17 protein-coding genes are annotated in these 22847 nt (G+C 61.6%); 8 read left to right on the top strand and 9 right to left on the bottom strand.

Annotation, left to right across the window (positions count from 1 at the left end; genetic code table 11):
* Positions 1-71: 71 nt before the first annotated feature.
* Both K5Q02_RS16480 and K5Q02_RS16475 read right to left on the bottom strand, forming a co-directional pair.
* Positions 72-1448, bottom strand: coding sequence for a GntP family permease (locus K5Q02_RS16480; protein ID WP_225832288.1), 1377 nt, complete (start codon positions 1446-1448; stop codon positions 72-74).
* A gap of 155 nt (positions 1449-1603) precedes the next feature.
* A complete protein-coding gene (locus K5Q02_RS16475; RefSeq protein ID WP_225839708.1) occupies positions 1604-2092 on the bottom strand; it encodes a gluconokinase in 489 nt (162 codons plus the stop codon).
* A 220-nt stretch (positions 2093-2312) separates the two neighbouring features.
* On the opposite strand from K5Q02_RS16475, the gene K5Q02_RS16470 reads away from it, so the two are divergent.
* On the top strand, positions 2313-3338 hold the full coding sequence (locus K5Q02_RS16470) for a LacI family DNA-binding transcriptional regulator (RefSeq protein WP_225832286.1): 1026 nt from the start codon (positions 2313-2315) through the stop codon (positions 3336-3338).
* A 128-nt stretch (positions 3339-3466) separates the two neighbouring features.
* Here the strand turns inward: K5Q02_RS16470 and K5Q02_RS16465 are convergent, their stop codons facing one another.
* Entirely contained in the window at positions 3467-4483 is a 1017-nt protein-coding gene (locus tag K5Q02_RS16465; RefSeq protein ID WP_225832285.1) for a zinc-dependent alcohol dehydrogenase family protein, read from the bottom strand.
* 240 nt (positions 4484-4723) lie between these two features.
* Here K5Q02_RS16465 and K5Q02_RS16460 point away from each other — a divergent pair, with 240 nt between their 5' ends.
* The 7 genes from K5Q02_RS16460 (at position 4724) to K5Q02_RS16430 (ending at position 15025) form a co-directional block, all read left to right on the top strand.
* Complete coding sequence (locus K5Q02_RS16460; RefSeq protein WP_225832284.1) at positions 4724-5641, top strand: LysR family transcriptional regulator; 918 nt, start codon at positions 4724-4726, stop codon at positions 5639-5641.
* A 179-nt stretch (positions 5642-5820) separates the two neighbouring features.
* Positions 5821-7053: a multidrug efflux RND transporter periplasmic adaptor subunit MexE gene (gene mexE / locus K5Q02_RS16455; protein ID WP_225832283.1), complete on the top strand. Its 1233-nt coding sequence runs from the start codon at positions 5821-5823 to the stop codon at positions 7051-7053.
* A gap of 98 nt (positions 7054-7151) precedes the next feature.
* The gene (locus K5Q02_RS16450; RefSeq protein ID WP_225832282.1) at positions 7152-10325 is read left to right on the top strand and encodes an efflux RND transporter permease subunit; all 3174 of its coding nucleotides are present in this window, start codon (positions 7152-7154) and stop codon (positions 10323-10325) included.
* A 14-nt stretch (positions 10326-10339) separates the two neighbouring features.
* Positions 10340-11734, top strand: coding sequence for an efflux transporter outer membrane subunit (locus K5Q02_RS16445; RefSeq protein WP_442964013.1), 1395 nt, complete (start codon positions 10340-10342; stop codon positions 11732-11734).
* Positions 11735-12052: 318 nt separating this feature from the next.
* Positions 12053-12559: a disulfide bond formation protein B gene (locus tag K5Q02_RS16440; RefSeq protein WP_225832280.1), complete on the top strand. Its 507-nt coding sequence runs from the start codon at positions 12053-12055 to the stop codon at positions 12557-12559.
* A 7-nt stretch (positions 12560-12566) separates the two neighbouring features.
* Positions 12567-13868 carry a glycosyltransferase family 4 protein gene (locus tag K5Q02_RS16435; RefSeq protein ID WP_225832278.1) on the top strand — a complete coding sequence of 434 codons (1302 nt, stop codon included), beginning with the start codon at positions 12567-12569 and terminating at the stop codon, positions 13866-13868.
* Positions 13869-14029: 161 nt separating this feature from the next.
* On the top strand, positions 14030-15025 hold the full coding sequence (locus K5Q02_RS16430; RefSeq protein WP_225832277.1) for a TRAP transporter substrate-binding protein: 996 nt from the start codon (positions 14030-14032) through the stop codon (positions 15023-15025).
* A 149-nt stretch (positions 15026-15174) separates the two neighbouring features.
* On the opposite strand, the gene cysG is transcribed toward K5Q02_RS16430, so the two are convergent.
* The 6 genes from cysG to ftsK all read right to left on the bottom strand — a co-directional run bounded on the left by cysG (position 15175) and on the right by ftsK (position 22747).
* Positions 15175-16572: a siroheme synthase CysG gene (gene cysG / locus K5Q02_RS16425; protein ID WP_225832275.1), complete on the bottom strand. Its 1398-nt coding sequence runs from the start codon at positions 16570-16572 to the stop codon at positions 15175-15177.
* Between the two features lie 120 nt (positions 16573-16692).
* Entirely contained in the window at positions 16693-17973 is a 1281-nt protein-coding gene (serS, locus tag K5Q02_RS16420; protein ID WP_225832273.1) for a serine--tRNA ligase, read from the bottom strand.
* A 16-nt stretch (positions 17974-17989) separates the two neighbouring features.
* A complete protein-coding gene (gene crcB / locus K5Q02_RS16415) occupies positions 17990-18364 on the bottom strand; it encodes a fluoride efflux transporter CrcB (protein ID WP_225832271.1) in 375 nt (124 codons plus the stop codon).
* Positions 18361-19686, bottom strand: a complete 1326-nt coding sequence (locus K5Q02_RS16410) for a replication-associated recombination protein A (RefSeq protein WP_225832269.1) — start codon at positions 19684-19686, stop codon at positions 18361-18363. The genes crcB and K5Q02_RS16410 overlap by 4 nt, the downstream gene beginning before the upstream one ends.
* 7 nt (positions 19687-19693) lie before the next feature.
* Positions 19694-20320 (bottom strand): outer membrane lipoprotein chaperone LolA, encoded by a 627-nt coding sequence (gene lolA / locus K5Q02_RS16405; protein WP_225832267.1) that lies wholly within the window; start codon positions 20318-20320, stop codon positions 19694-19696.
* An 18-nt stretch (positions 20321-20338) separates the two neighbouring features.
* On the bottom strand, positions 20339-22747 hold the full coding sequence (gene ftsK, locus K5Q02_RS16400; protein WP_225832265.1) for a DNA translocase FtsK: 2409 nt from the start codon (positions 22745-22747) through the stop codon (positions 20339-20341).
* Positions 22748-22847: the final 100 nt, after the last annotated feature.

The raw sequence follows: 22847 nt of genomic DNA, 5'->3' as shown, positions 1-22847 counted from the left end.
CTGTCCATAAAGCATCGAGGCCTTGCCGGCAACCGTTGCGGTCATCGGCAAGGCCTCGAGGGCGGCAACCTTTACAGGATCAGGCTACCTATCACGGCCAGCATGAATGCGATGCTGCCCAGCAGGGTTTCCATCACCGTCCAGGTTTTGAGGGTGGTTTTTTCGTCCATTTCCAGGAAACGGCTGACCAGCCAGAAGCCGGAGTCGTTGACGTGGGACAGCACCGTTGCACCGCCAGCAATGGCAACGACGATAAAGCACAGGTCGAACTGACTGAGCCCTGGTGTAGCCGCAACCATTGGGGCTACCAGTGCTGCCGTGGTAGTCAGCGCGACGGTCGCTGAGCCTTGTGCCACCCGCAGCGCGGCGGAGATTACGAAGGCCGCGAGAATTACCGGCATGCCTGTATCCGAAAGCGTATCCGCCAGTGCATCGCCGATACCGCTGGTGCGCAGCACGCCACCGAACATGCCCCCTGCTCCTGTTACCAGGATGATCGAGCAGATCGGTCCAAGCGCGCCTTCACAGACCTTTTCGAGATGTTGGCGGGTGTGTCGGCCACTGAAGGCGATCAGCGCGAACAGTACGGTGATCAGCAGTGCCACTGGAGTCTTACCAATCATGCGCAAGAACTGCACCCACGTGCTATTGCCGTCGACCGTGCCCATTACGCTGAGGGTATTGAGGCCGGTGTCCAGGAAGATCAGCACCAGGGGCATCAGCAGAATGGTCAGCACCAGCCCGAATCGCGGCGGTGCCACGCTGGCATCGCGTTCCACATCGGTCAGAAAGCTGGCCGGCAGTTTGAGATTGAAGCGTTTGCCCGCCCACAGGCCGAACAGATAGGCACCGAAGTACCAGGTCGGCAGTGCGATGATTGTCCCGACGATGACCAGCAAACCGATGTTCGCGCCCAGCAACTCGGCGGCTGCCACAGGGCCGGGATGCGGCGGCACCAGCGCATGCATCGCAGCAAAAGCACCTGCGGCCGGCAATGCGTACGTCAGCGTCGAGCCGCCGAAGCGCTTGGCCACGCTGAAGATGATCGGCAGCATGACGATCAAGCCGGCGTCGAAGAAGATCGGGAAGCCGAACAGCAATGAAGCGACACCCAGGGCAAACGGTGCCCGGTGTTCGCCGAACTTGTTGATCAGCGTGTCTGCCAGCACCTGGGCGCCGCCGGTTATTTCCAGCAATCGGCCGATCATGGCGCCGAGGCCGACCAGCAAGGCCACGGCCGCTAGCGTGGTGCCGAAACCACCGAGTAACGTCGGGACAATCTTGTCGAAGGGAATCTGCGTGGCCAGCGCGGTGAAAATACTCACCACCACGAGCGCCAGGAATGCATGCAGACGGAAGCGGATGATCATCAATAGCAGCAGAAGCACGGCGCCTGCTGCGATGGACAGAAGCGCCCCTGCGCCGAGGGTGGTGGTCACCTCATTCATGATGAGCGCCCTCCTCTGCAGCTACAGCTACTCGGCAAGGCCGAGCATGATCATCTTGCGGTGAAAGGTAACGGTGAGCTTGATGGATGGTTTTCATATCGTCTCCACTTGTCTTTGTTATGGGAGAAGCTGGGTTGTTGCGTTATCTGCGGGTGTTATCGATCGGACGCGCGCCACCAGTCAGCGGCCTGCTGACCGAGCGTATCGATAGATTGCGTGGCATCGAGGGTCAGCGTTGCGGGCTCGCCATTGGGCGACTCAAGCGTGGCGAACTGGCTGTCGATAAGGCTGGCTGGCATGAAATGACCAGGGCGGTCGCCCACACGCCTGGCAGCCTCCTCACGAGTCAATTCGAGAAAGACGAAGCCCAGACCAGGCACGGCTTCGCGCAGCCGATCACGGTATTTGCGTTTGAGTGAGGAGCAGGCCAGTAGTGGCCTGTCATGGGTTTCGAGTGCGCTGGCCAGTTCCTGGCCCAGGCGAGTCAGCCAGTCAGCACGATCCTCATCGGTAAGAGGCGTGCCGGCGCTCATCTTCTCGATGTTCGCGGGTGGGTGAAACTGGTCACCTTCGATCAGGTAACCGCCGATCTTTTCGGCGATAGATTCTCCGACACAGCTCTTGCCACAGCCGGATACGCCCATGACTACCAAGGCGGTTATTGGGTTATGCATACGCAACTCCAGCGGAAGACAGCGCTATCTTTGGAGATTGTGAATATCTGCAAGACGGCGGCTTCGAATGTTGTAAATGTTATTCGCCAGGTACTGCTGCTCTAGGCCAGATGAGCAATCCACAAGATTGCCAAGCCTTCGAGACAGCGCTACCTTAAACATCAATTACTGCCGATGACAAGCCCTTGCAATGAAATCTCCGACGCAAAGCAGTTCCCGCACCCTTGGTATGCCCACGCTTGCAGAGGTCGCCGAGCGTGCAGGTGTTTCCACCATCACTGCATCACGCGCATTGCGTGGCGTGGCGACTGTGGGGGCTGATCTGGCTGAGCGCGTACGCAAGGCTGCCGACGAGCTGGGCTACGTGGCGAACCCTGCCGCGCGCACCCTGGCATCGGCGCGCAGTACGTCGGTGGTGGTGCTGATCCCTTCCCTGTCCAACCAGTTGTTCATCGAGCCGCTAGATGCGATTCACGAAGTGATGCGCCCACGCGGTATCGAGGTATTGATTGGCGATTACCACTACTGCCGCGATGAGGAAGAACGGCTGGTGCGTAACTATCTGCCATATCGGCCGATGGGCATGCTGCTGACCGGTTTCGACCGCACCGAGGGCACGCGACACCTGCTGAGTGCCAGCCGCATACCCTGCGTGCACATGATGGAATTGAGCAGTGCACCCGGTATCGCTAGCGTCGGATTTTCTCAGCAGGCAGCCGGTGAAGCCGTTGCACAGCACCTACTGCAGCAGGGACGCAAACGCCTCGCTTACATCGCTGCCCAGCTCGATCCGCGGGTGATGCAGCGTGGTGAAGGGTTTCGACGCACGCTTCAGGCGGCCGGCGTCTATGACCCGGCGCTGGAACTGCTGCATCCCCTGCCCTCATCCATCGGTTTAGGCGGCCAGCTGTTTCGTGAGCTGATGCAACGCCATCCGGATATCGACGGCATCTTCTTCTGCAATGACGACCTTGCCCAAGGCGCACTGTTCGAAGCACAGCGTTGCGGCATTGCGGTTCCAGGGCGTGTAGCGCTGGTCGGCTTCAACGACCTGCCGGCTTCAGCCCATACGGTGCCAAGGCTGTCGTCCATCCACACACCGCGCACCGAAGTCGGCCGCGAAGCCGCCAATCTGCTGCTGAAAATGCTCGATGGCCGCCCTGCCGCGTCAAGCGTCGACCTCGGCTTCGAACTGCGGGTGCGTGAAAGTAGTTAGTGGATCAGCCCCCGGCTTCCGTCATCAAACCGCAATCGATTTGCGACATGCTTCAGGCCTGACACAGGGATGTGTCGCCCCAGAAAAAAGCCCGGTCAAATGCCGGGCTTCTTTCGTTCAGGGTTGGATCATTCCAGTGTCAGTGCGACGCGGCCGCGATCCGGGCAGGCTTCCATGTAGCGATGTGCTTCGACAAACTCCTCGAACGGGAAGGTCTTGTCGATACGCGGCTTGAGCACGCCTTCCGCGGTGAGCTTGTTGATGTGATCGAGCGCCCGCTGTACTGCTGCGCAATCCTGTTCGATCCCCAGCTCCGAGTGCCCAGTGAAATCCAGCACGCAGTGACGGAAGAACTGCAGGTGTTTCTTGAACGCGGCGCAGGCCGGGAATGCGGCATCGTTACCGCCGTTGAGACCGTACAGAATCAGCTTGCCCCGGGTGGCCGCAACATCACCGAGCAGTTTGAGCTGCTGACCAGCGCAATGGTCGAGGATCACTTCGGCGCCCTTGCCTTCTGTATAACGTTCGACCTCGAGAACCAGATCCTGCTCTTCGGTGAAGATGATCTTGTCGGCGCCTAGTTCACGCAGGAACTCACGGCTGCCCGGCACGCTGGTCGATACGATGACATTGGCGCCAAGCGCCTTGGCCAGCTGAACCGACTGCGGAGCCAGGCAATGGCAAGCCTCGGTGATCAGCACGTGCTGGCCCGCCTTGAGCTTGGCCAGGTCGACCATCGCGAAGTAGGCGAACAGCAGGCCGGTGTAGTGCACGCTGGCTTCCTGCGGGCTGAGCACATCCGGAAAACGGGTCAGTGCAAAACGCGGTACGACCACGCGGTCGCCCCAGGTCGGATAGCGATTGGGGGTGCTGGCCGGGAAGGCGGCAACCTGTGCGCCGACCTCGAGGTCATCAACGCCCTCGCCCACGGCTTCTACGATACCGGCCAATTCTGAGCCGACACCTGATGGTAATTTGGCTTCTTCCGACGCCAGATTCTGGCGCCACAGTACGTCACCCCAGCTAACCCCAAGGGCCTGGACGCGTACCAGTACCTCCCCCGCTGCGGGGGTAGGTGTCGGCATTTCTTCGCACTGCAATACGCTGGCGTCGCCGAACTTGTGGAAACGGATCATGCGGGACATCGTCAACCTCAACTGATCGCGGATTGGTTATTCACTGGAATCGACTTTATCTGCTGACCTTCACGTACACCACCCGGCCCGATTGATAGTCGTCATGCCTGGCAGTGATATAGGCCACTAGAACGTGTGGATATATCGATGATACCGGTGTCTTTCCCAATTCGCTCAAGTGCTCGTACTATTGGCGGACAAGGCTCTCACTAGCGTCCCGCTCTGGCAAGCCCGCACATTGGTACTTGGATGAACCGCAACGACCTGCGCCGTCTCGATCTCAACCTGCTGATCGTTTTCGAAACACTCATGCACGAACGCAGCGTGACCCGCGCGGCAGAGAAACTGTTTCTCGGCCAGCCGGCGATTAGCGCCGCGTTGTCGCGGTTGCGTACGCTATTCGACGACCCCTTGTTCGTGCGTACCGGGCGCAGCATGGAGCCCACGGCCCGCGCCCAGGAAATCTTCGGCCTGCTATCGCCTGCACTGGATTCGATCTCTACAGCTGTCAGCCGTGCTTCGGAATTCGACCCGGCCACCAGCACGGCGGTATTTCGCGTCGGCCTCTCCGACGATGTCGAATTCGCCCTGCTTCCCGCCCTGCTCCGCCGTTTGCGCTCCGAAGCGCCCAACGTGGTGCTGGTGGTGCGTCGTGCCAATTACCTGCTGATGCCCAACCTGCTGGCTTCCGGAGAGATTTCGGTGGGTGTCAGCTACACCGAGGAGCTGCCGGCCAACGCCAAGCGCAAGACCCTGCGTCGCAGCAAGCCAAAGCTGTTGCGTGCCGATGTCGTGCCCGGTCCGCTGAGCCTGGACGACTACTGCGCTCGCCCGCATGCCATGGTGTCCTTCGCGGGCGACCTCAATGGTTTCGTCGATGAAAAACTGGCGCGCCTGAACCGCAGCCGTAAGGTGGTGCTGGCCGTACCGCAGTTCAATGGCCTGGGCACCCTGCTGGCGGGTACCGACCTGATCGCTGTGGTGCCCGATTACACCGCCGCTACTCTCACTGCTGCTGGCGGCCTGCGTGCCGAAGATCCACCGTTCGAGAGCGACACGTTCGAGATGTCCATGGCCTGGCGCGGCGCCCAGGACAACGACCCGGCCGAGCGCTGGCTGCGCTCGCGAATCCAGATGTTCTTCGGTGATCCGGATAGCCTCGAATAGGTACAGCAACCAAGCTAATCAATCTATGCAATAGAGATAGGTAGCTTGCTATTAATATTCCAAATCGTAATATCATCATTCACAGTGATAGTTATCTTCGGGGCGTTCGATTCGTTCCTTGATGTTGCTGAGACCAGACTCCGCCTCCATCACTACTAACACCTTGGCGGATCGCAATCATGGAACAGCCCACTACCCGGCTCTGGCCCTTTCCTCTGGCACTCGCCGCAACGCTGGTGCTCGCCGCCTGCGGCAAGAGTGAGGATGTGGCGCAACAACAGATGCCTGCGGCGAAAGTCACTGTGGCCGAAGTCATCGAACAGCCACTCAATGAGTGGGATGAATTCACCGGTCGCCTCGAGGCCCCTGAGTCCGTACAGATCCGCCCACGTGTATCGGGCTTTGTCGACAAGGTGAGTTTCAACGAAGGCGCCCTGGTGAAGAAAGGCGACCTGCTGTTTCAGATCGACCCGCGCCCCTTCCAGGCCGAGGTGAAACGCCTCGAAGCGCAACTGCAACAATCCCGTGCCAATCAGGCCCGTACCGTCAGTGAATCGCGCCGTGGTGAGCGCCTGCGTGAGGGCAACGCAATCTCGGCCGAACTGGCCGATGCGCGTAAGACCGCCGCCCAGGAAGCCCAGGCCGCCGTAGCCGGTATTCAGGCTGAGCTCGACAACGCCCGCCTCAACCTCAGCTTCACCCGCGTGACCGCACCTATCGACGGTCGTGTAAGCCGCGCCGAAGTCACCGCCGGCAACCTGGTGACCGCCAGCGAATCGCTGCTGACCTCGCTGGTGTCCACCGACAAGGTGTATGCCTACTTCGACGCTGATGAGCGCGCCTTCCTCAAGTACACCGAGCTGGCCCGCCAGTCCGGCCAGGACAGCCGCGGCAAGAGCCCGGTTTATCTGGGGCTGTCCAACGAAGACGGCAACCCGCATCTGGGCCAGCTGGACTTCCTCGATAACCAGGTCAATCCACGTACCGGCACCATCCGTGGCCGCGCAGTGTTCGACAACGCGGACGGGCGCTTCACTCCGGGCCTGTATGCGCGTTTGAAACTGGTCGGCAGCGATACCTACGACGCCACCTTGATTCAGGATGTCGCCGTCGGTACCGATCTCGGCAAGAAGTTCGTGCTAGTTCTAGGCACTGACAACAAGGTCGTCTATCGCTCCGTGCAGTTGGGGCCGAAGCTCGAAGGTCTGCGCATCGTCCGTGACGGCCTGGCCAAGGGCGAACGAATCGTGGTCAACGGTCTGCAGCGGGCGATTCCGGGCAGTACGGTGGATCCGCAGGCAGTGCCGATGGCCGACGAGAAAACCCTTGCGGCCCTGGAACGTCAGCGTCGAGCGGTGGCTTCGGCCCGTGCCGAACGCAATGACGAGCCGCTGAAGGTCAGCCTCAAGTAACACCCTGCTTCACCCGCTTCTCTCTTACCTGAAATCCTGCTCGCGCCATTGATGGCGTGGGCAGGCTGTGCTGTGCCCGTCATTCCAAGGACACTCAGATGAACTTTTCCCAGTTCTTCATCCAGCGGCCGATCTTCGCCGCCGTGCTGTCGCTGATCATTCTGATCGGCGGCGCCATCTCGCTGTTCCAGCTGCCGATCAGCGAATACCCGGAAGTAGTACCGCCTACCGTGGTGGTTACCGCCAACTTCCCGGGCGCCAACCCCAAGGTCATCGGCGAAACCGTGGCCTCGCCGCTGGAACAGGCCATCGTCGGTGTCGAGGGCATGCTGTACATGTCCTCCCAGGCCAACAATGACGGGCGCATGACGCTGACCATCACCTTTGCCCTGGGTACCAATCTGGATACCGCCCAGGTGCAGGTGCAGAACCGGGTGACGCGCACCATGCCGACCTTGCCCACCGAGGTGCAGCGCCTCGGTGTGACGGTCGACAAGGCCTCGCCGGACATGACCATGGTGGTCCACCTGACGTCGCCGGATAACAGCTACGACATGCTCTACCTGTCCAACTACGCCGCGCTGAACATCAAGGACGAGCTGTCGCGTCTTGACGGTGTCGGTGATGTGCGTTTGTTCGGGCTTGGTGACTACTCGATGCGCGTCTGGCTCGACCCGGACAAGGTCGCTTCCCGCGGGCTGACTGCCACCGACGTGGTCAACGCCATCCGCGAGCAGAACCGTCAGGTCGCCGCCGGCTCCCTGGGCGCACCGCCAGCGGCCGGTGACACCAGCTTCCAGTTGTCGATCAATGCCCAGGGCCGTCTGGTTACCGAGGAAGAGTTCGAAAACATCGTCATTCGTGCCGGCGAAAACGGTGAGATCACTCGCCTCAAGGACATCGCGCGGATCGAACTGGGCTCCGAGCAGTACGCACTGCGCTCGCTGCTCAACAATCAGCCGGCTGTAGCCATGCCGGTCTTCCAGCGTCCGGGCTCCAACGCCATCGCCATTTCCGATGCGGTGCGTCAGCGCATGGCCGAACTGAAAGAGAGCTTCCCGCAGGGCGTGGACTACGAAATCGTCTACGACCCGACCATCTTCGTACGCGGCTCCATCGAGGCGGTGGTACACACCCTGCTCGAGGCTATCGTGCTGGTGGTACTGGTGGTGATCCTGTTCCTGCAGACCTGGCGCGCGTCGATCATTCCCCTGGCCGCCGTGCCGGTGTCGCTGATCGGCACCTTCGCGGTGATGCACATGTTCGGCTTCTCGCTCAACGCCCTGTCGCTGTTCGGCCTGGTGCTGGCTATCGGTATCGTGGTGGACGACGCCATCGTGGTGGTGGAGAACGTCGAGCGTAATATCGGCCTCGGCAAAACGCCGGTCGAAGCCACCAAGCAGGCGATGAAGGAAGTCACCGGGCCCATCGTCGCTACGGCACTGGTGCTGTGTGCGGTGTTCATCCCTACCGCGTTCATTTCCGGGCTTACCGGACAGTTTTATCAGCAGTTCGCGCTGACCATCGCCATCTCCACGGTGATCTCGGCCTTCAACTCCCTGACCCTGTCGCCGGCCCTGGCTGCCGTGCTGCTCAAAGGCCATAACGAGCCGAAGGATCGCTTCTCGCGCGTTCTCGACCGTATGTTCGGCCGCTGGTTGTTCAACCCCTTCAACCGGGTATTCGACCGTGCCAGCAATGGCTACGTCGGTACCGTGCGCCGGGTACTGCGCGGCAGCGGCATCGCTCTGGTGGTCTACGCCGGCTTGATGGGCCTGACCTACCTGGGCTTTGCCAGCACGCCCACCGGCTTTGTGCCGCCGCAGGATAAGCAGTACCTGGTCGCCTTCGCCCAGCTACCGGACGCTGCCAGCCTGGATCGCAGCGAAGCGGTGATCAAGCGCATGTCCGACATCGCCTCCAAGCACCCAGGTGTGGCCAACACTGTGGCGTTCCCTGGCTTGTCGATCAACGGCTTCACCAACAGCCCTAACAGCGGCATCGTGTTCGTCACCCTGAAAGACTTCGACGAGCGCAAGGATGCATCGCTGAGCGCCAATGCCATCGCGGCCGAACTCAACGGCAAGTTCGCCGATATTCAAGAGGCTTACATCGCCATCTTCCCACCACCACCAGTGATGGGCCTCGGCACCATTGGCGGCTTCCGTGTGCAGGTTCAGGACCGCGCCAACCTGGGCTACGACGAGCTGTACAAACAGACTCAGAACATCATCGCCAAGAGCCAGCAGGTGCCGGAACTGGCCGGCTTGTTCACCAGCTATCAGGTCAACGTGCCGCAGGTGGAAGCCAGCATCGACCGTGAGAAGGCCAAGACCCACGGCGTGGATATCGATCAGATCTTCGACACCATGCAGGTCTACCTGGGCTCGCTGTACGCCAACGACTTCAACCGTTTCGGGCGTACCTATCAGGTCAACGTCCAAGCCGATCAGCAGTTCCGTCTGGAGGCCGATCAGATCGGTCAGCTGAAGGTGCGCAACAACCGTGGCGAGATGATCCCGCTGTCGACCTTCGTGAAGGTCAGCGACAGTGCCGGCCCTGACCGGGTGATGCACTACAACGGCTTCATCACCGCGGAAATCAACGGTGCAGCGGCGCCCGGCTACAGCTCCGGCCAGGCCGAAGCGGCGATGGCCAAGCTGTTGAAGGAAGAACTGCCCAACGGCATGAGCTTCGAGTGGACCGAGCTGACCTATCAGCAGATCCTCGCCGGCAACACCGCGCTGTTCGTGTTCCCGCTCTGCGTATTGCTGGCCTTCCTGGTGCTGGCTGCTCAGTACGAAAGCTGGAGCCTGCCGCTGGCGGTCATCCTGATCGTGCCGATGACGCTGCTGTCGGCCATCACCGGGGTGATCCTGGCGGGGGGTGACAACAACATCTTCACTCAGATCGGATTGATCGTACTGGTGGGGTTGGCGTGCAAGAACGCCATCCTCATCGTCGAATTCGCCAAGGAGCAACAGGAGCATGGCCTCGATCGCGTAGCCGCGGTGCTGGAAGCCTGCCGCCTGCGGTTGCGGCCCATCCTGATGACCAGCTTCGCCTTCATCATGGGCGTGGTGCCCCTGGTGTTGTCGAGCGGCGCCGGTGCGGAAATGCGTCATGCCATGGGTGTTGCGGTGTTCAGCGGCATGCTCGGGGTGACCTTCTTCGGCCTGCTGCTGACGCCAGTGTTCTATGTGCTAATCCGCGCTTTCGTGGAAAAACGCGAAGCTCGCAAGGCCGCCCGTCTGCAGGAGGTGCAGGCATGAATTCCCTGACCAAGATGGTACCCCGAAGCCTGCTGCTAAGTGCCCTGACGCTTGCCTTGACGGCCTGTGCAGTCGGACCTGATTACAAGGCGCCGGACACCGCCACCGTGACCTCGGCGCAAAGCGCCGGGGGAGGCTACGACACCAGCCGTTTCGAAACCCAGTGGTGGCAGCAGTTCGAAGATCCGACCCTGAGCCAGCTGGTGCAGCAGTCGCAGCAGGATAACCGCGAACTGCGCGTGGCCTATGCCCGCCTGCGTGCTGCCCGCTCGATCCGCGACGATGTCGCCAATGACCGCTTGCCCACCGTAACCACCCGGGCCAGCAGCGAAATCGGCAAGGCCCAGCAACCTGGGGTGACTGAAGAACGGATCAATGCCGAGCGTTATGACCTGGGCCTGGACATGGCCTGGGAACTCGACCTGTTCGGGCGTATTCAGCGGCAGCTAGAAGCCAGCGAAGCGCAGATCGATGTCGCCCAGGCCGACTATCAGCAACTGCAGGTCAGCCTGATCGCCGAGCTGGTGGATGCCTACGGCACGCTACGCGGCGCGCAGTTGCGTGAGCGTATTGCCCGTGACGATCTGGACAACCAGCGCTCGTCGCGGGACATCATCGAGCGACGCCGCGAAGTGGGCATGGGCAGCGAGCTGGACGTACTGCGTTCCGACGCCCGTCTGGCGGCCACCGAGGCTACAGTGCCACGTCTGCAGGCCGAACAGGTGCGGGCTCGCAACCGTATCGCCACCCTGCTCGGTCAGCGTCCGGATCAACTCAGTGTGGACCTGGCACCACGGCCGCTACCCGCCATATCCAAGGCGCTGCCTATTGGTGACCCGGGTGAGTTACTGCGTCGCCGCCCGGATATTCGTGCAGCCGAACGTGAGCTGGCCGCAGCCACCGCTCAGATTGGCGTGGCCACGGCTGATCTGTTCCCACGGGTCAGCCTGTCCGGCTTCCTTGGTTTCACCGCAGGCCGTGGCTCGCAACTGGGCTCATCGGCGGCGCGCGCCTGGGGCGTAGCACCGACCATCACCTGGGCGGCATTCGATCTGGGCAGCGTCCGTGCCCGTCTGCGCGGTGCCGAGGCGGATGCCGATGGCGCACTGGCGGGTTACGAGCAGCAAGTATTGCTGGCTCTGGAAGAGTCCGAAAACGCCTTCAGCGATTACGGCAAACGCCAAGAGCGTCTGCTTGCATTGGTACGTCAGTCCGAGGCCAGCCGTGGTGCTGCGGCTCAGGCCGGCTTGCAGTACCGCGAAGGCACGGCCGATTTTCTGGTGTTGCTCGACGCCGAACGTGAGCGTCTGGCCGCCGAAGACAGCCAGGCCCAAGCCGAGGTCGAGCTGTACCAAGGCATCGTCGCCATCTACAAGGCGCTGGGTGGCGGTTGGCAGCCAGCGTCCTGAATCGCTTTTCCCTCCCTGGCCAGCGCAGCTGGCCCTTGATGCCCCTCGGTTCGTGCTCCTGACCGAGGGGCTTTTTTATGGGCGCCGGTTTCGTATTCAGGCAGGCACATGCTTCCTGGGTATCGCTGCGCTCGACGCCGGGCTACAGGAGCAGCCCCGTGGCCCGGCTTCGCCAAGCAGCGGAAGCCTGCGGCGCGGTCATGCGTCATTGAAAATGATGGTTTTCATCGGAATCCTCGATTGCCGCGCACGCCACCTTCGGGTACAAACGGCAGCTTGTCGCCGTGGCCCGGCCGTCCCGTCTCGTTGGAGAAGTTCATGTCCCGCTCTACCACGCCCGCCCCGCTGCTGCTCGTGATCGCTCTGGCCAGCGCCGCCATGCTCGCGGGTGCGCTGATCGCGCAGCACGTCTTTGGCTGGGAGCCTTGCACGCTGTGTGTGCAGATCCGTCTGTGGCTGGTCTTGGTCACTGTTATCGCCCTGCTGCTCAGCGCTGCCGCAGCGGCCCGGCAGACCTGGTTGGCGGTGCTGCTGTGGCCACTGCTGCTCGCCGCCAGTGGCATGGCGCTGATCGACAACGCCCACGTCACTCTCATCGAGCTGGGCATCATGGAAAGCTTCAGCTGCTCGCCCTTCCCGTTCTATTACCAGACCCTGCCGCTACACGAATACTGGCCGGGCGTGTTCATGAGCGGTGGCATCTGCGGGCAGAACGATTACAAGATTCTCGGCCTGCCCTTCACCGTCTGGACCCTGGCAAGCATCGCCGCGTTGTTTGCACTGGTGCTGTTCACGTTGTGGCGCAGCATCCGCGGCAAGCGCTGAGCCCGGTATGCGCAAGGTATTGGTCATCGGCTACGTCTGGCCGGAACCCCGCTCGTCCGCTGCGGGCAGCCGCATGCTCGAACTGCTCGGCGTGTTTCGCGGCCAGGGCTGGCAGGTCACCTTCGCCAGCGCGGCGGCGCTGTCTTCGCATCGCGCGGATTTGAGCGAATTGCAGATCGCCGAAGTGCCCGTTGCCCTGAACTGCGACAGTTTCGACGCGTTGGTTGCGCAGCTGCAGCCGGATCTGGCGCTGTTCGACCGATTCTTCACCGAAGAGCAGTTCGCCTGGCGTGTCGAGCGCGCCTGGCCACAGGCCCTGCGAGTGCTCGATACCAGCGACCTGCACTGCCTGCGCGATGCCCGCCACGCCTTGCTCAAGGCCAGCCAGCAGGCCTGTTCGAACGAAACAGAGCGGCAGCAGGTCGGCCCGGTGCATGCCACTGCACAGGTTCTGTACGAGGCCATGGCTGATGGCGACATGGCGCAGCGTGAGATCGCCTCGATCTATCGTTGCGACCTGACGCTGATGATTTCCGAATTCGAGATGAGCCTGCTGCAGGAACAATTCAAGGTGCCGGCAGCGCTGCTGCATGACTGTGCGCTGATGCTGATTCCGCCTGCGCTCGAGAGTCTGCCGTTTGCCGAGCGACAGCACTTCCTGAGCATCGGCAACTTTCGCCATGCGCCGAACTGGGATGCCGTGCTGTGGCTCAAGCATGCGCTGTGGCCGCTGATCCGCGCGCGCCTGCCCCAGGCGCAACTGCATGTTTACGGCGCCTACCCGCCACCCAAGGCCACGGCACTGCACAATCCCAAACAAGGCTTCCATGTACTCGGCTGGGTCGACGACGCTCATCGAGTGATGGCGCAGGCGCGGATCTGTCTGGCCCCCCTGCGCTTCGGCGCCGGCATCAAAGGCAAACTGGCCGACGCCATGGCCTGCGGCACACCCAGCGTGACCACGCTGATCGGCAGCGAAGGCATGCACGGCGAGCTGCCATGGCCCGGCAGCATCGCTGCTGATGCCACTGCATTCGCCGATGCTGCGGTGCAGCTGTATGAGAACGAAGCTCGCTGGCTCGACGCGCAGCGACAAGGCCATGCCCTGCTCGCTGCCCGTTTCGATCGCCAGCGACTCGGCGAAGCGCTGGTGGCCCGCCTGGATCTGCTATTAGCGACGCGAGAGCAACATCGTCAAGCCAATTTCGTGGGCGCCATGCTGCGTCACCATCAGCACAAGAGCACCCAGTACATGTCGCAGTGGATCGCGGCCAAGAATGCAGCTATACCGGTAAAAGCAAGCATTTGAGGGCAATCTGCCAGGTTTCCTGCAGCTCCTCAGACGGATGTCACAAATATGGCGTCATGATTGCAGTAGACTTCGCAAATAACCGTAACCGGTTCCAGCACGGACGTTTCTGCCAACCAGCGTCCGACCTAAAAATAGTCGATAAGAATAAGGTCACCCGCATGTTCAAAAAGATCGCCGTTGCGGCCGCCTGCGCCCTGACGCTCAGCTCGTACACTGCCCACGCCCAAGAAGCCACATTGGTGATCAAGCTTTCCCATGTGGTGGCTGATGACACGCCAAAAGGTCAGGGAGCGCTGATGTTCCAGCGCTTGGTCGATCAGCGTCTGGAAGGCAAGGTCAAGGTTGAGGTCTACCCCAACTCGTCCCTTTATGGCGACGCCAACGAGCTGGAAGCGCTGCGCAACAACGAAGTGCAGATGCTGGCCCCGTCGCTGGCCAAGTTCGACAAGTACACCAAACAGCTTCAGGTGTTCGACCTGCCGTTCATGTTCGACGACCTGGAAGCGGTCAACCGCTTCCAGAAGCGCGCCAAGGGCCGTCAGTTGCTGCGCTCGATGGAAGATCAGAACATCGTGGGGCTGGCTTATTGGCACAACGGCATGAAACAGATGTCGGCGACCAAGGCCCTGCGTGTGCCTGCCGATGCCGCAGGTCTGAGCTTTCGCATCCAGAACTCCAACGTGCTCGATGCCCAGTTCGCCCAGTTGAGCGCGAAGTCTGTGAAGATGCCATTCGCCGAAGTCTACAAGGGGCTGCAGAGTGGCCAAGTGCAGGGGGCGGAGAACCCTTGGTCAAACCTTTACAGCCAGCGTCTGCACGAGGTTCAGCCCTATATCACCGAAACCAACCACGGCGTGCTCGATTACATGCTGATCAGCAACGCGCGTTTCTGGTACGGCATTCCTCACCAGATTCGCACCGAGCTCGAGGCCATCATCGACGAGGTTACTTACACGGTGAATCGCCAGGCCGAAGAGGCCAATCAGGCTGATCGTCGCCGCATTGAGGCTTCGGGCAAGAGCCAGATCATTACCCTCACGCCGGAACAGCGCAACGCCTGGCGTGACGCCATGCGCCCAGTGTGGCAGCAGTTCGAAGCGGAGATTGGTGCCGACGTGATCAAGGCAGCGCAGACGGTCAATCGCAAGCATTGATCCCTTTGCCTGTGTCTGCGTGATTGCAGCTACCCCCGGAAAACATCACTCCAGGGTAGCTCGCTCTTGTAGCCCGGCGTTGAGCGTAGCGCTACCCGGGAATGGCTGCCCTGGCTCAACCACAGGCTACGGGTAAGCGGCACACGACTCTATCGAGCCGTCTCCTGGGCACCTTCGAACCAGGCCAGTTTGTCACGCAGTTGCACCACTTCCCCAATGATCACCAACGTCGGTGCATGCACCTCATGTTGCGCGACTAGATCCGGCAGGTTGGCCAGGGTGCCGGTAAATACCCGCTGATTCTCCGTGGTGCCCTGCTGCACCAGCGCTGCCGGGGTGCTCGCGGCACGGCCGTGAGCAACCAGTTGCTGGCAGATGGTCGGCAAACCAACCAAACCCATGTAGAACACCAGCGTCTGGCTGGGGGCGATCAGCTCCGACCATGGCAGGTCGGTACTGCCGTCCTTGAGGTGGCCGGTGACGAAACGTACCGATTGCGCATGATCACGATGAGTCAGCGGAATACCCGCGTAGGCCGAACAGCCACTGGCCGCAGTGATCCCCGGCACTACCTGGAAAGGAATGCCATGGGATGCCAGTTGCTCGATCTCTTCCCCACCACGGCCAAAGATGAACGGATCACCGCCCTTCAATCGCAGCACGCGCTTGCCGGCCTTGGCCAGGTCGATCAGACGCTGGTTGATCTGTTCCTGAGGGACGGCATGATCGGCGCGACGCTTGCCGACGTAGATGCGTTCGGCATCGCGGCGGCAAAGTTCGATGATCGCAGGAGCGACCAGGCGATCGTAGAGCACCACATCGGCCTGCTGCATCAGGCGCAGAGCGCGGAAGGTCAGCAGGTCGGGATCGCCCGGGCCGGCACCGACCAGATAGACCTCACCCAGAGCGCGAGGCGCAGCGCCACTGACCTTTTCCTCCAGCAGGCGGCGGGCTTCGCCTAGCTTGCCGGCGAATACGCTTTCCGCAATTTGCCCCTGGAATACGTCTTCCCAGAACACCCGGCGCTGCTGCACGTCAGGAAACAGGCTCTTGACCTGTGCCCGGAAGACTTTCGCCAGACCGGCCAACTGACCGTAGGTGGCGGGAATCCAGGTTTCGATCTTGGCGCGGATCAGCCGGGCCAGCACTGGCGCATCACCGCCACTGCTGACTGCGACGATCAACGGCGAGCGGTCGACGATGGCGGGAAAGATCACGCTGCACTGTGCCGGCGCATCCACCACGTTGACCGGCAAGCCGATGGCCTGAGCCTGCTGGGATACCTGGGCATTCAGCGCTTCGTCATCAGTCGCGGCGATCACCAGCGACACGCCGCTCAGATCGTCTGGCTGGTAATTGCGCAGGCGCAACTCACCAGTGCCCTGCTCCACCAGTTCGCGCAGCTCGCTGCCCACCTCGGGCGAGACGACGCGCAGGCGGGCTCCGGCATCGGCCAGCAGGCGCGCCTTGCGCAGGGCGATCTCTCCGCCGCCGATCACCAGAACGCGGCGATCCTGCAGTTTGTGGAACAGGGGAAGAAAGTCCATGTCGGTGCCCATTACGGTCGCTCGCGAGCGACGTGGTGAAAATGACGACCCCGAGACTCAGCTCGGGGCCTGAAAATGCTGCGGCAAGCGACACCCTGAGGTGCCGCTGTTACGCGTGGATCAGCCGATCACTTCGATACCGCCCATGTAGGGCTTGAGCACCTCGGGAACACGGACGCTGCCGTCGGCCTGCTGGTAGTTTTCCAGTACCGCCACCAGAGTGCGGCCCACCGCCAGGCCGGAGCCGTTGAGGGTGTGCAGCAGTTCCGGCTTGCCGGTTTCCGGGTTGCGATAGCGCGCCTGCATGCGGCGGGCCTGGAAGTCGCCACAGTTCGAGCAGGACGATATCTCGCGGTACTTGTCCTGGCTCGGTACCCAGACTTCCAGGTCGTAGGTCTTGGTTGCGCTGAAGCCCATGTCGCCTGTGCACAGGGACAGCACGCGGTACGGCAGTTCGAGCAGTTGCAGAACCTTCTCGGCATGGCCGGTCAGTTCCTCGAGCGCCTCGAAGGATTTGCCTGGTTCGACCACGTGAACCATTTCGACCTTGTCGAACTGGTGCTGGCGGATCATGCCGCGGGTATCACGGCCCGATGCACCGGCCTCGCTGCGGAAGCACGGCGTGTGCGCGACGAACTTCAACGGCAGTTGCTTGGCATCGACGATCTCGCCGGCCACGATATTGGTCAGCGACACTTCGGCGGTCGGGATCAGATAAAAATCGGCCTCGCCTTCGCGGCTGATCTTGAACAGGTCTTCCTCGAACTTCGGCAGCTGACCTGTACCTTGCAGCGCCGGAGCCTGTACCAGATAAGGCGTATAGGCCTCTTCGTAACCGTGCTCGGCGGTGTGCAGGTTGATCATGAACTGCGCCAGGGCGCGGTGCAGGCGGGCAATCGGGCCGCGCAGCAGGGCAAAACGCGCGCCGGACAGCTTGGCGGCGGTTTCGAAATCCAGCCAGCCGTGCTGCTCGCCGAGGCTGACGTGATCCTGCACGGTGAAGTCGAAGGTCTTCGGCGTGCCCCAGCGGCGTACTTCGACGTTGCCGTCTTCGTCGGCACCGACCGGCACCGACTCGTCCGGCAGGTTGGGAATGCTCAGCAGCAGGTTGTCCAACTCGACCTGGATGGCGTCCAGTTCGCGCTTGCCCTCCTCCAGATCGCTGCCCATGCGGTCGACTTCGGCCAGCAACGGCGCGATGTCTTCACCGCGTTGCTTGGCCTGGCCGATGGACTTGGATCGACTGTTGCGCTCTGCCTGCAATTGCTCGGTGCGGGTCTGAACGGACTTGCGCTGAGCCTCGAGGGCTTCGACGCGGGTCACGTCCAGTTCATAGCCACGGGTGGCCAGACGCTGGGCAATTTCGTGCAGTTGGCTGCGCACCAGTTTGGAATCGAGCATTTCAGGTTCTCGTCGATCAGATTTTGGTTAGCGAAAGGCCTGCCCAGGTAGCAAGCAGGCCGCCCAGTACACTTACCGCCACATAGCCGATGGCCAGTGGCGCCTGGCTGCTTTCCAGCAGGCGCAGGGTGTCCAGGGAAAATGAAGAAAATGTCGTGAAGCCGCCCAGCACGCCGACGATCAATCCTGCCCGGATTGGCAGCGGCACTTCAGGGCGCAACATGAACAGGCCGTAGAGTACCCCGATCAGCAGGCAGCCGACGAGGTTCACCAGCAAGGTTGCCGTATAGAAATGCTGTGGCCAGTGGGCATTGACCCAGTTACCCGCGGCAAAACGCGCCAGGGTGCCGAGCGCGCCGCCAACGGCGACGGCGAAAATGGTAACCATCATGGCTTTCTACGCTGCCGCGGGCTGTTGGCGTCCTGATCGGCCAGATGGGCGAGCTTGTCGCGAATCTTCAGTTCCAGGCCGCGTGGCACCGGCTGGTAATAGTGGCGCGGTTCGATGTCTTCGGGAAAGTAGTCTTCGCCAGCGGCGTAGGCATCGGGCTCGTCATGGGCGTAGCGGTATTCGTCGCCATAGCCGAGCTGCTTCATCAGTTTGGTCGGCGCATTGCGCAAGTGCAGCGGCACTTCCCGCGAGCCGTTTTCCGCGACATCACGCATGGCGGCCTTGAAGGCGCTGTACACGGCGTTGCTCTTGGGGGCGCAGGCCAGGTAGACGATGGCCTGCGCCACGGCCAACTCACCTTCAGGGCTGCCGAGGCGCTCCTGGACGTCCCAGGCATTCAGACACAGCGTCAGGGCGCGGGGGTCGGCATTACCGATATCCTCGCTGGCCATGCGCACCACTCGGCGGGCGATGTACAAGGGATCGCAGCCGCCATCGAGCATGCGTGCGAACCAGTACAGGGCACCGTCCGGGCTGGAGCCGCGCACCGACTTGTGCAGCGCGGAAATCTGGTCGTAGAAGGCTTCGCCGCCCTTGTCGAAACGACGCCGGGTATCACCGAGCAGGTCGAGCAGCAGTTCGGTGCTGATCTCGGCGCCGTCTTCGGCCAGGTCGGCGGCGTTCTCGAGAAAATTGAGGAAACGTCGACCGTCACCGTCTGCAGCACTCTTGAGAATGTCGAAGCTGTCGTCCGGCAGTGTCAGTTGGCGCTCGCCTAGGCCCTTGGCTTCGCTCAGTGCGCGGTCGACCAGCTTGCGCAGCGCAGCGTCATCCAGGCTCTTGAGCACGTAGACGCGAGCGCGGGACAGCAAGGCGTTGTTGAGTTCGAACGAAGGGTTTTCAGTGGTCGCGCCGATGAAAATCAGCGTGCCATCTTCGACGTAAGGCAGGAAGGCGTCCTGCTGCGACTTGTTGAAACGATGCACTTCGTCGACGAACAGAATGGTGCGGCGTCCATACTGGGCGGCATGCTGCTGGGCGACCTCGACGGCCTGGCGGATTTCCTTGACCCCGGACAGCACCGCGGAAATGGTCTCGAAATGCGCATCGGTAACCTGGGCCAGCAAGCGCGCCAGGGTGGTCTTGCCAACACCTGGCGGGCCCCAGAAGATCATCGAGTGCAAGGCGCCCTGTTCCAGCGCTTCGCGCAGTGGCTTGCCACGGGCCAGCAGGTGCTCCTGGCCGACGTATTCGTCCAGCGTGGTCGCCCTCAAACGGGCGGCCAGCGGCTGAGCGACGGGCGCGCTGCGAAACAGATCCACGACTTACCTACTCTTGGATGACGTCCGCACCCTCAGGGATTTCGAAGCTGAACTGCTTGTCATCCAGGGGCTCGTTCATCTTCACGTTCATGAACAGAATGTTGGTGCGTTGGCCGATGCTGTCGATCAACTGCATATCGTTCAACACGCCGTTACGGAACGACAGGCGCAGGCTGTCGAACAGGGTGTCCTTGGACTTCGGCTTGAGAATGAAATCGACCACGTTGCCACCTTCCTTGAAGGTGATTTCGAAGTTCTCACGGATCTGCGAAACATCGCCAGAGAGCAGCAAGGCCGGAGTGTGGGTCAAGCGCTGGTCGAGCGTTTGGATGGTCACTTGCTCAAGATCCGGGTCGTACAGCCATACCTGCTTGCCATCGGAAACCAGCAACTGCTCCATCGGCGCATCGGTGTGCCAGCGGAACAGGCCTGGGCGCTTGAGCGCCAACTCACCCGCAGTTTCCTGCAGCTGGGTGCCGCTGCCATCGAGGGACAGCTGGGAGAAGCGCGCTGTGATGGTCTGCGCCTGGTTGAGCAACTCGGTCAGCCGTTTTACGGCTGCCTCATCGTCGGCGTGGGCGAACAGGCTCACGGTGGTGAGGACGGCGAGCAACATCAAACGTATCAGGCGCATGTGAATCCTCTGTCAGGGTTAATCGCGGCTCGAACCAGGTGCAATGACCTCGCGCGAACCGTTGGTATTCATCGGTGTGACGACGCCAGCCATTTCCATGGCTTCGATCATACGGGCGGCGCGGTTGTAGCCGATCTTCAGTTTGCGCTGCACCGAGGAGATGGACGCGCGGCGACTTTCCAATACGAAGTTGACCGCTTCGTCGTACAGCGGATCCGACTCGCTGTCGTCGCCACCGTCTGAACCGCCGCTGCCACCATCGAAGCCACCACCGCCCTCTTCGGAGCCGGCCAGGATGTCTTCGTTGTAGTCCGGTGCGCCACGCAGCTTCCAGGCTTCGACCACGCGATGCACTTCATCGTCGGAGACGAACGCACCGTGCACACGAATCGGCAGGCTGGTACCAGGCGGCATGTAGAGCATGTCACCGTGGCCGAGCAGCTGTTCGGCGCCGCCTTGGTCGATGATGGTGCGCGAGTCGATCTTGCTCGATACCTGGAAGGCCATTCGGGTCGGAATGTTAGCTTTGATCAGACCGGTGATCACGTCCACCGACGGCCGCTGGGTAGCGAGAATAAGGTGGATACCCGCCGCTCGCGCCTTTTGGGCAATACGGGCGATCAGCTCTTCGACCTTCTTGCCGACGATCATCATCATATCGGCGAATTCGTCCACGACGACGACGATGGTCGGCAACGTTTTCAGCAGCGGCGCTTCGTCTTCCATGCTCTCGCGGCGATACAGCGGATCGGACAGCGGCTCGCCAGCCTCGATGGCATCCTTCACCTTGCGGTTGAAGCCCGCCAGGTTACGCACGCCCATCTTCGACATCAGCTTGTAGCGGCGCTCCATCTCGGCGACGCTCCAGCGCAGCGCGTTGGCCGCTTCCTTCATGTCGGTGACGACCGGGCAGAGCAGATGAGGAATGCCTTCGTAGATCGACAACTCGAGCATTTTCGGGTCGATCATGATCATCTTGGCGTCTTCCGGCCCCGACTTGAACAGGATGGAAAGAATCATCGCGTTCACGCCCACCGACTTACCGGAACCGGTAGTACCGGCGACCAGCAGGTGAGGCATTTTCGCCAGGTCGGTGATCACCGGCTTGCCGCCGATGTCGTGACCCAGGGCCAGGGTGACCGGTGATTTGGCGTCGTCGTACTCAGGGGTCGACAGCACCTCGGAGAAACGCACGATCTGGCGGTTCTCGTTAGGGATTTCGATACCGACGGTGGTCTTGCCGGGAATCACTTCAACCACACGGACGCTGGTCACTGCCAGCGAGCGCGCCAAGTCCTTGGCTAGGTTGGAGATCCGGCTGACCTTGACGCCAGCGGCAGGTTGAATTTCGTAGCGGGTGATCACCGGGCCAGGATGGATCGAGTCAACCGATACTTCGACACCGAACTCCTTGAGTTTGATCTCCAGCAGATGACCGACGCCCGCCAGGGACTCGGGCGAGTACTCGATCTTCTTGGCTTCTGCCGGGTCGAGCAGCGAGATTGGCGGTAGCGTGCCCTCCACCGCGCTGTCGACGAACAGCGGCGCCTGTTTCTCTTTCTGCACGCGCTTGCTCGGCTCGGGCGCCTTGGGCGCACTCGGAGCGGTGATGACCGGAGCGGGACGGCTTTCGCGCTCGCTCATGTGCTTGTTGAGCGACTCTTCGCGCTCGATCAGGCGCTCTTTGACCTTGGCCTGCTCACGACGGTCACGCACCATCGGCGCCGCCACGTCATGAACACGCTCATCCACTTCGCGTAACTGGGCGACCAGTTGCTTACGATCCTGACGCGAACTCCACCAGCGGTTGACCAAGCTCTGTACCAGCTCCAGCAGATCCAGAGTGATCTTGCCGGTGATGTCCATCACCTTGAACCAGGACAGGTCGGTGAATACCGTCAAACCGAACAGAAACAGGGCAATGAAAAGCAGTGTACTGCCCTGCACGTTCAGGGCCGCTACGGTCAGTTGCCCCAGACTCTCACCTAATGCGCCGCCTGCAGATGCCGGTAGGCCTGCACCACCCTGAAAGTGGATATAGGCCAGTGCCGAGCCTGAAAGCACCAGAAAAACCAGGCCGATCAAACGCCAGGAAAATAGCCAACCGCTCCAGTGCCAGGGTTCGTGACGGGCACGGAACACCTGCAGCGCCTTGATACCGAGCAGTAGCGGGAAGAGATAGGCGAAATAGCCCAGCGCCATGAACAGCACATCGGCGAACCAGGCGCCGGCACGACCAGCAGCATTGTGTACCTGCTCGACGTTGCTGGTATGGGTCCAGCCCGGGTCTGCCGGATCATAGGTGAGCAGCGCCATCCACACATAGAGGCACAAGGCCCCAAGGGCGATCAGCGCACCCTCCTTGAGGCGGTACGGCAGTTGCTGACGCCAAGCTGGTGTCGGTGCTGTAGAGCTAGAATTCTTCAAAACGCATCTGTTCCTGCGCCGGTAGCGCGCCGCATGATCGGTAGAGGACGAAACGTCGCCATTGTACGGCATGCCGCTCCGCTGATGGGGAGCTGATCTC

The organism is Pseudomonas sp. MM211 (genome assembly GCF_020386635.1).
GTDB lineage: Bacteria > Pseudomonadota > Gammaproteobacteria > Pseudomonadales > Pseudomonadaceae > Aquipseudomonas.
This window is presented reverse-complemented; position numbering and strand designations above follow the sequence as displayed.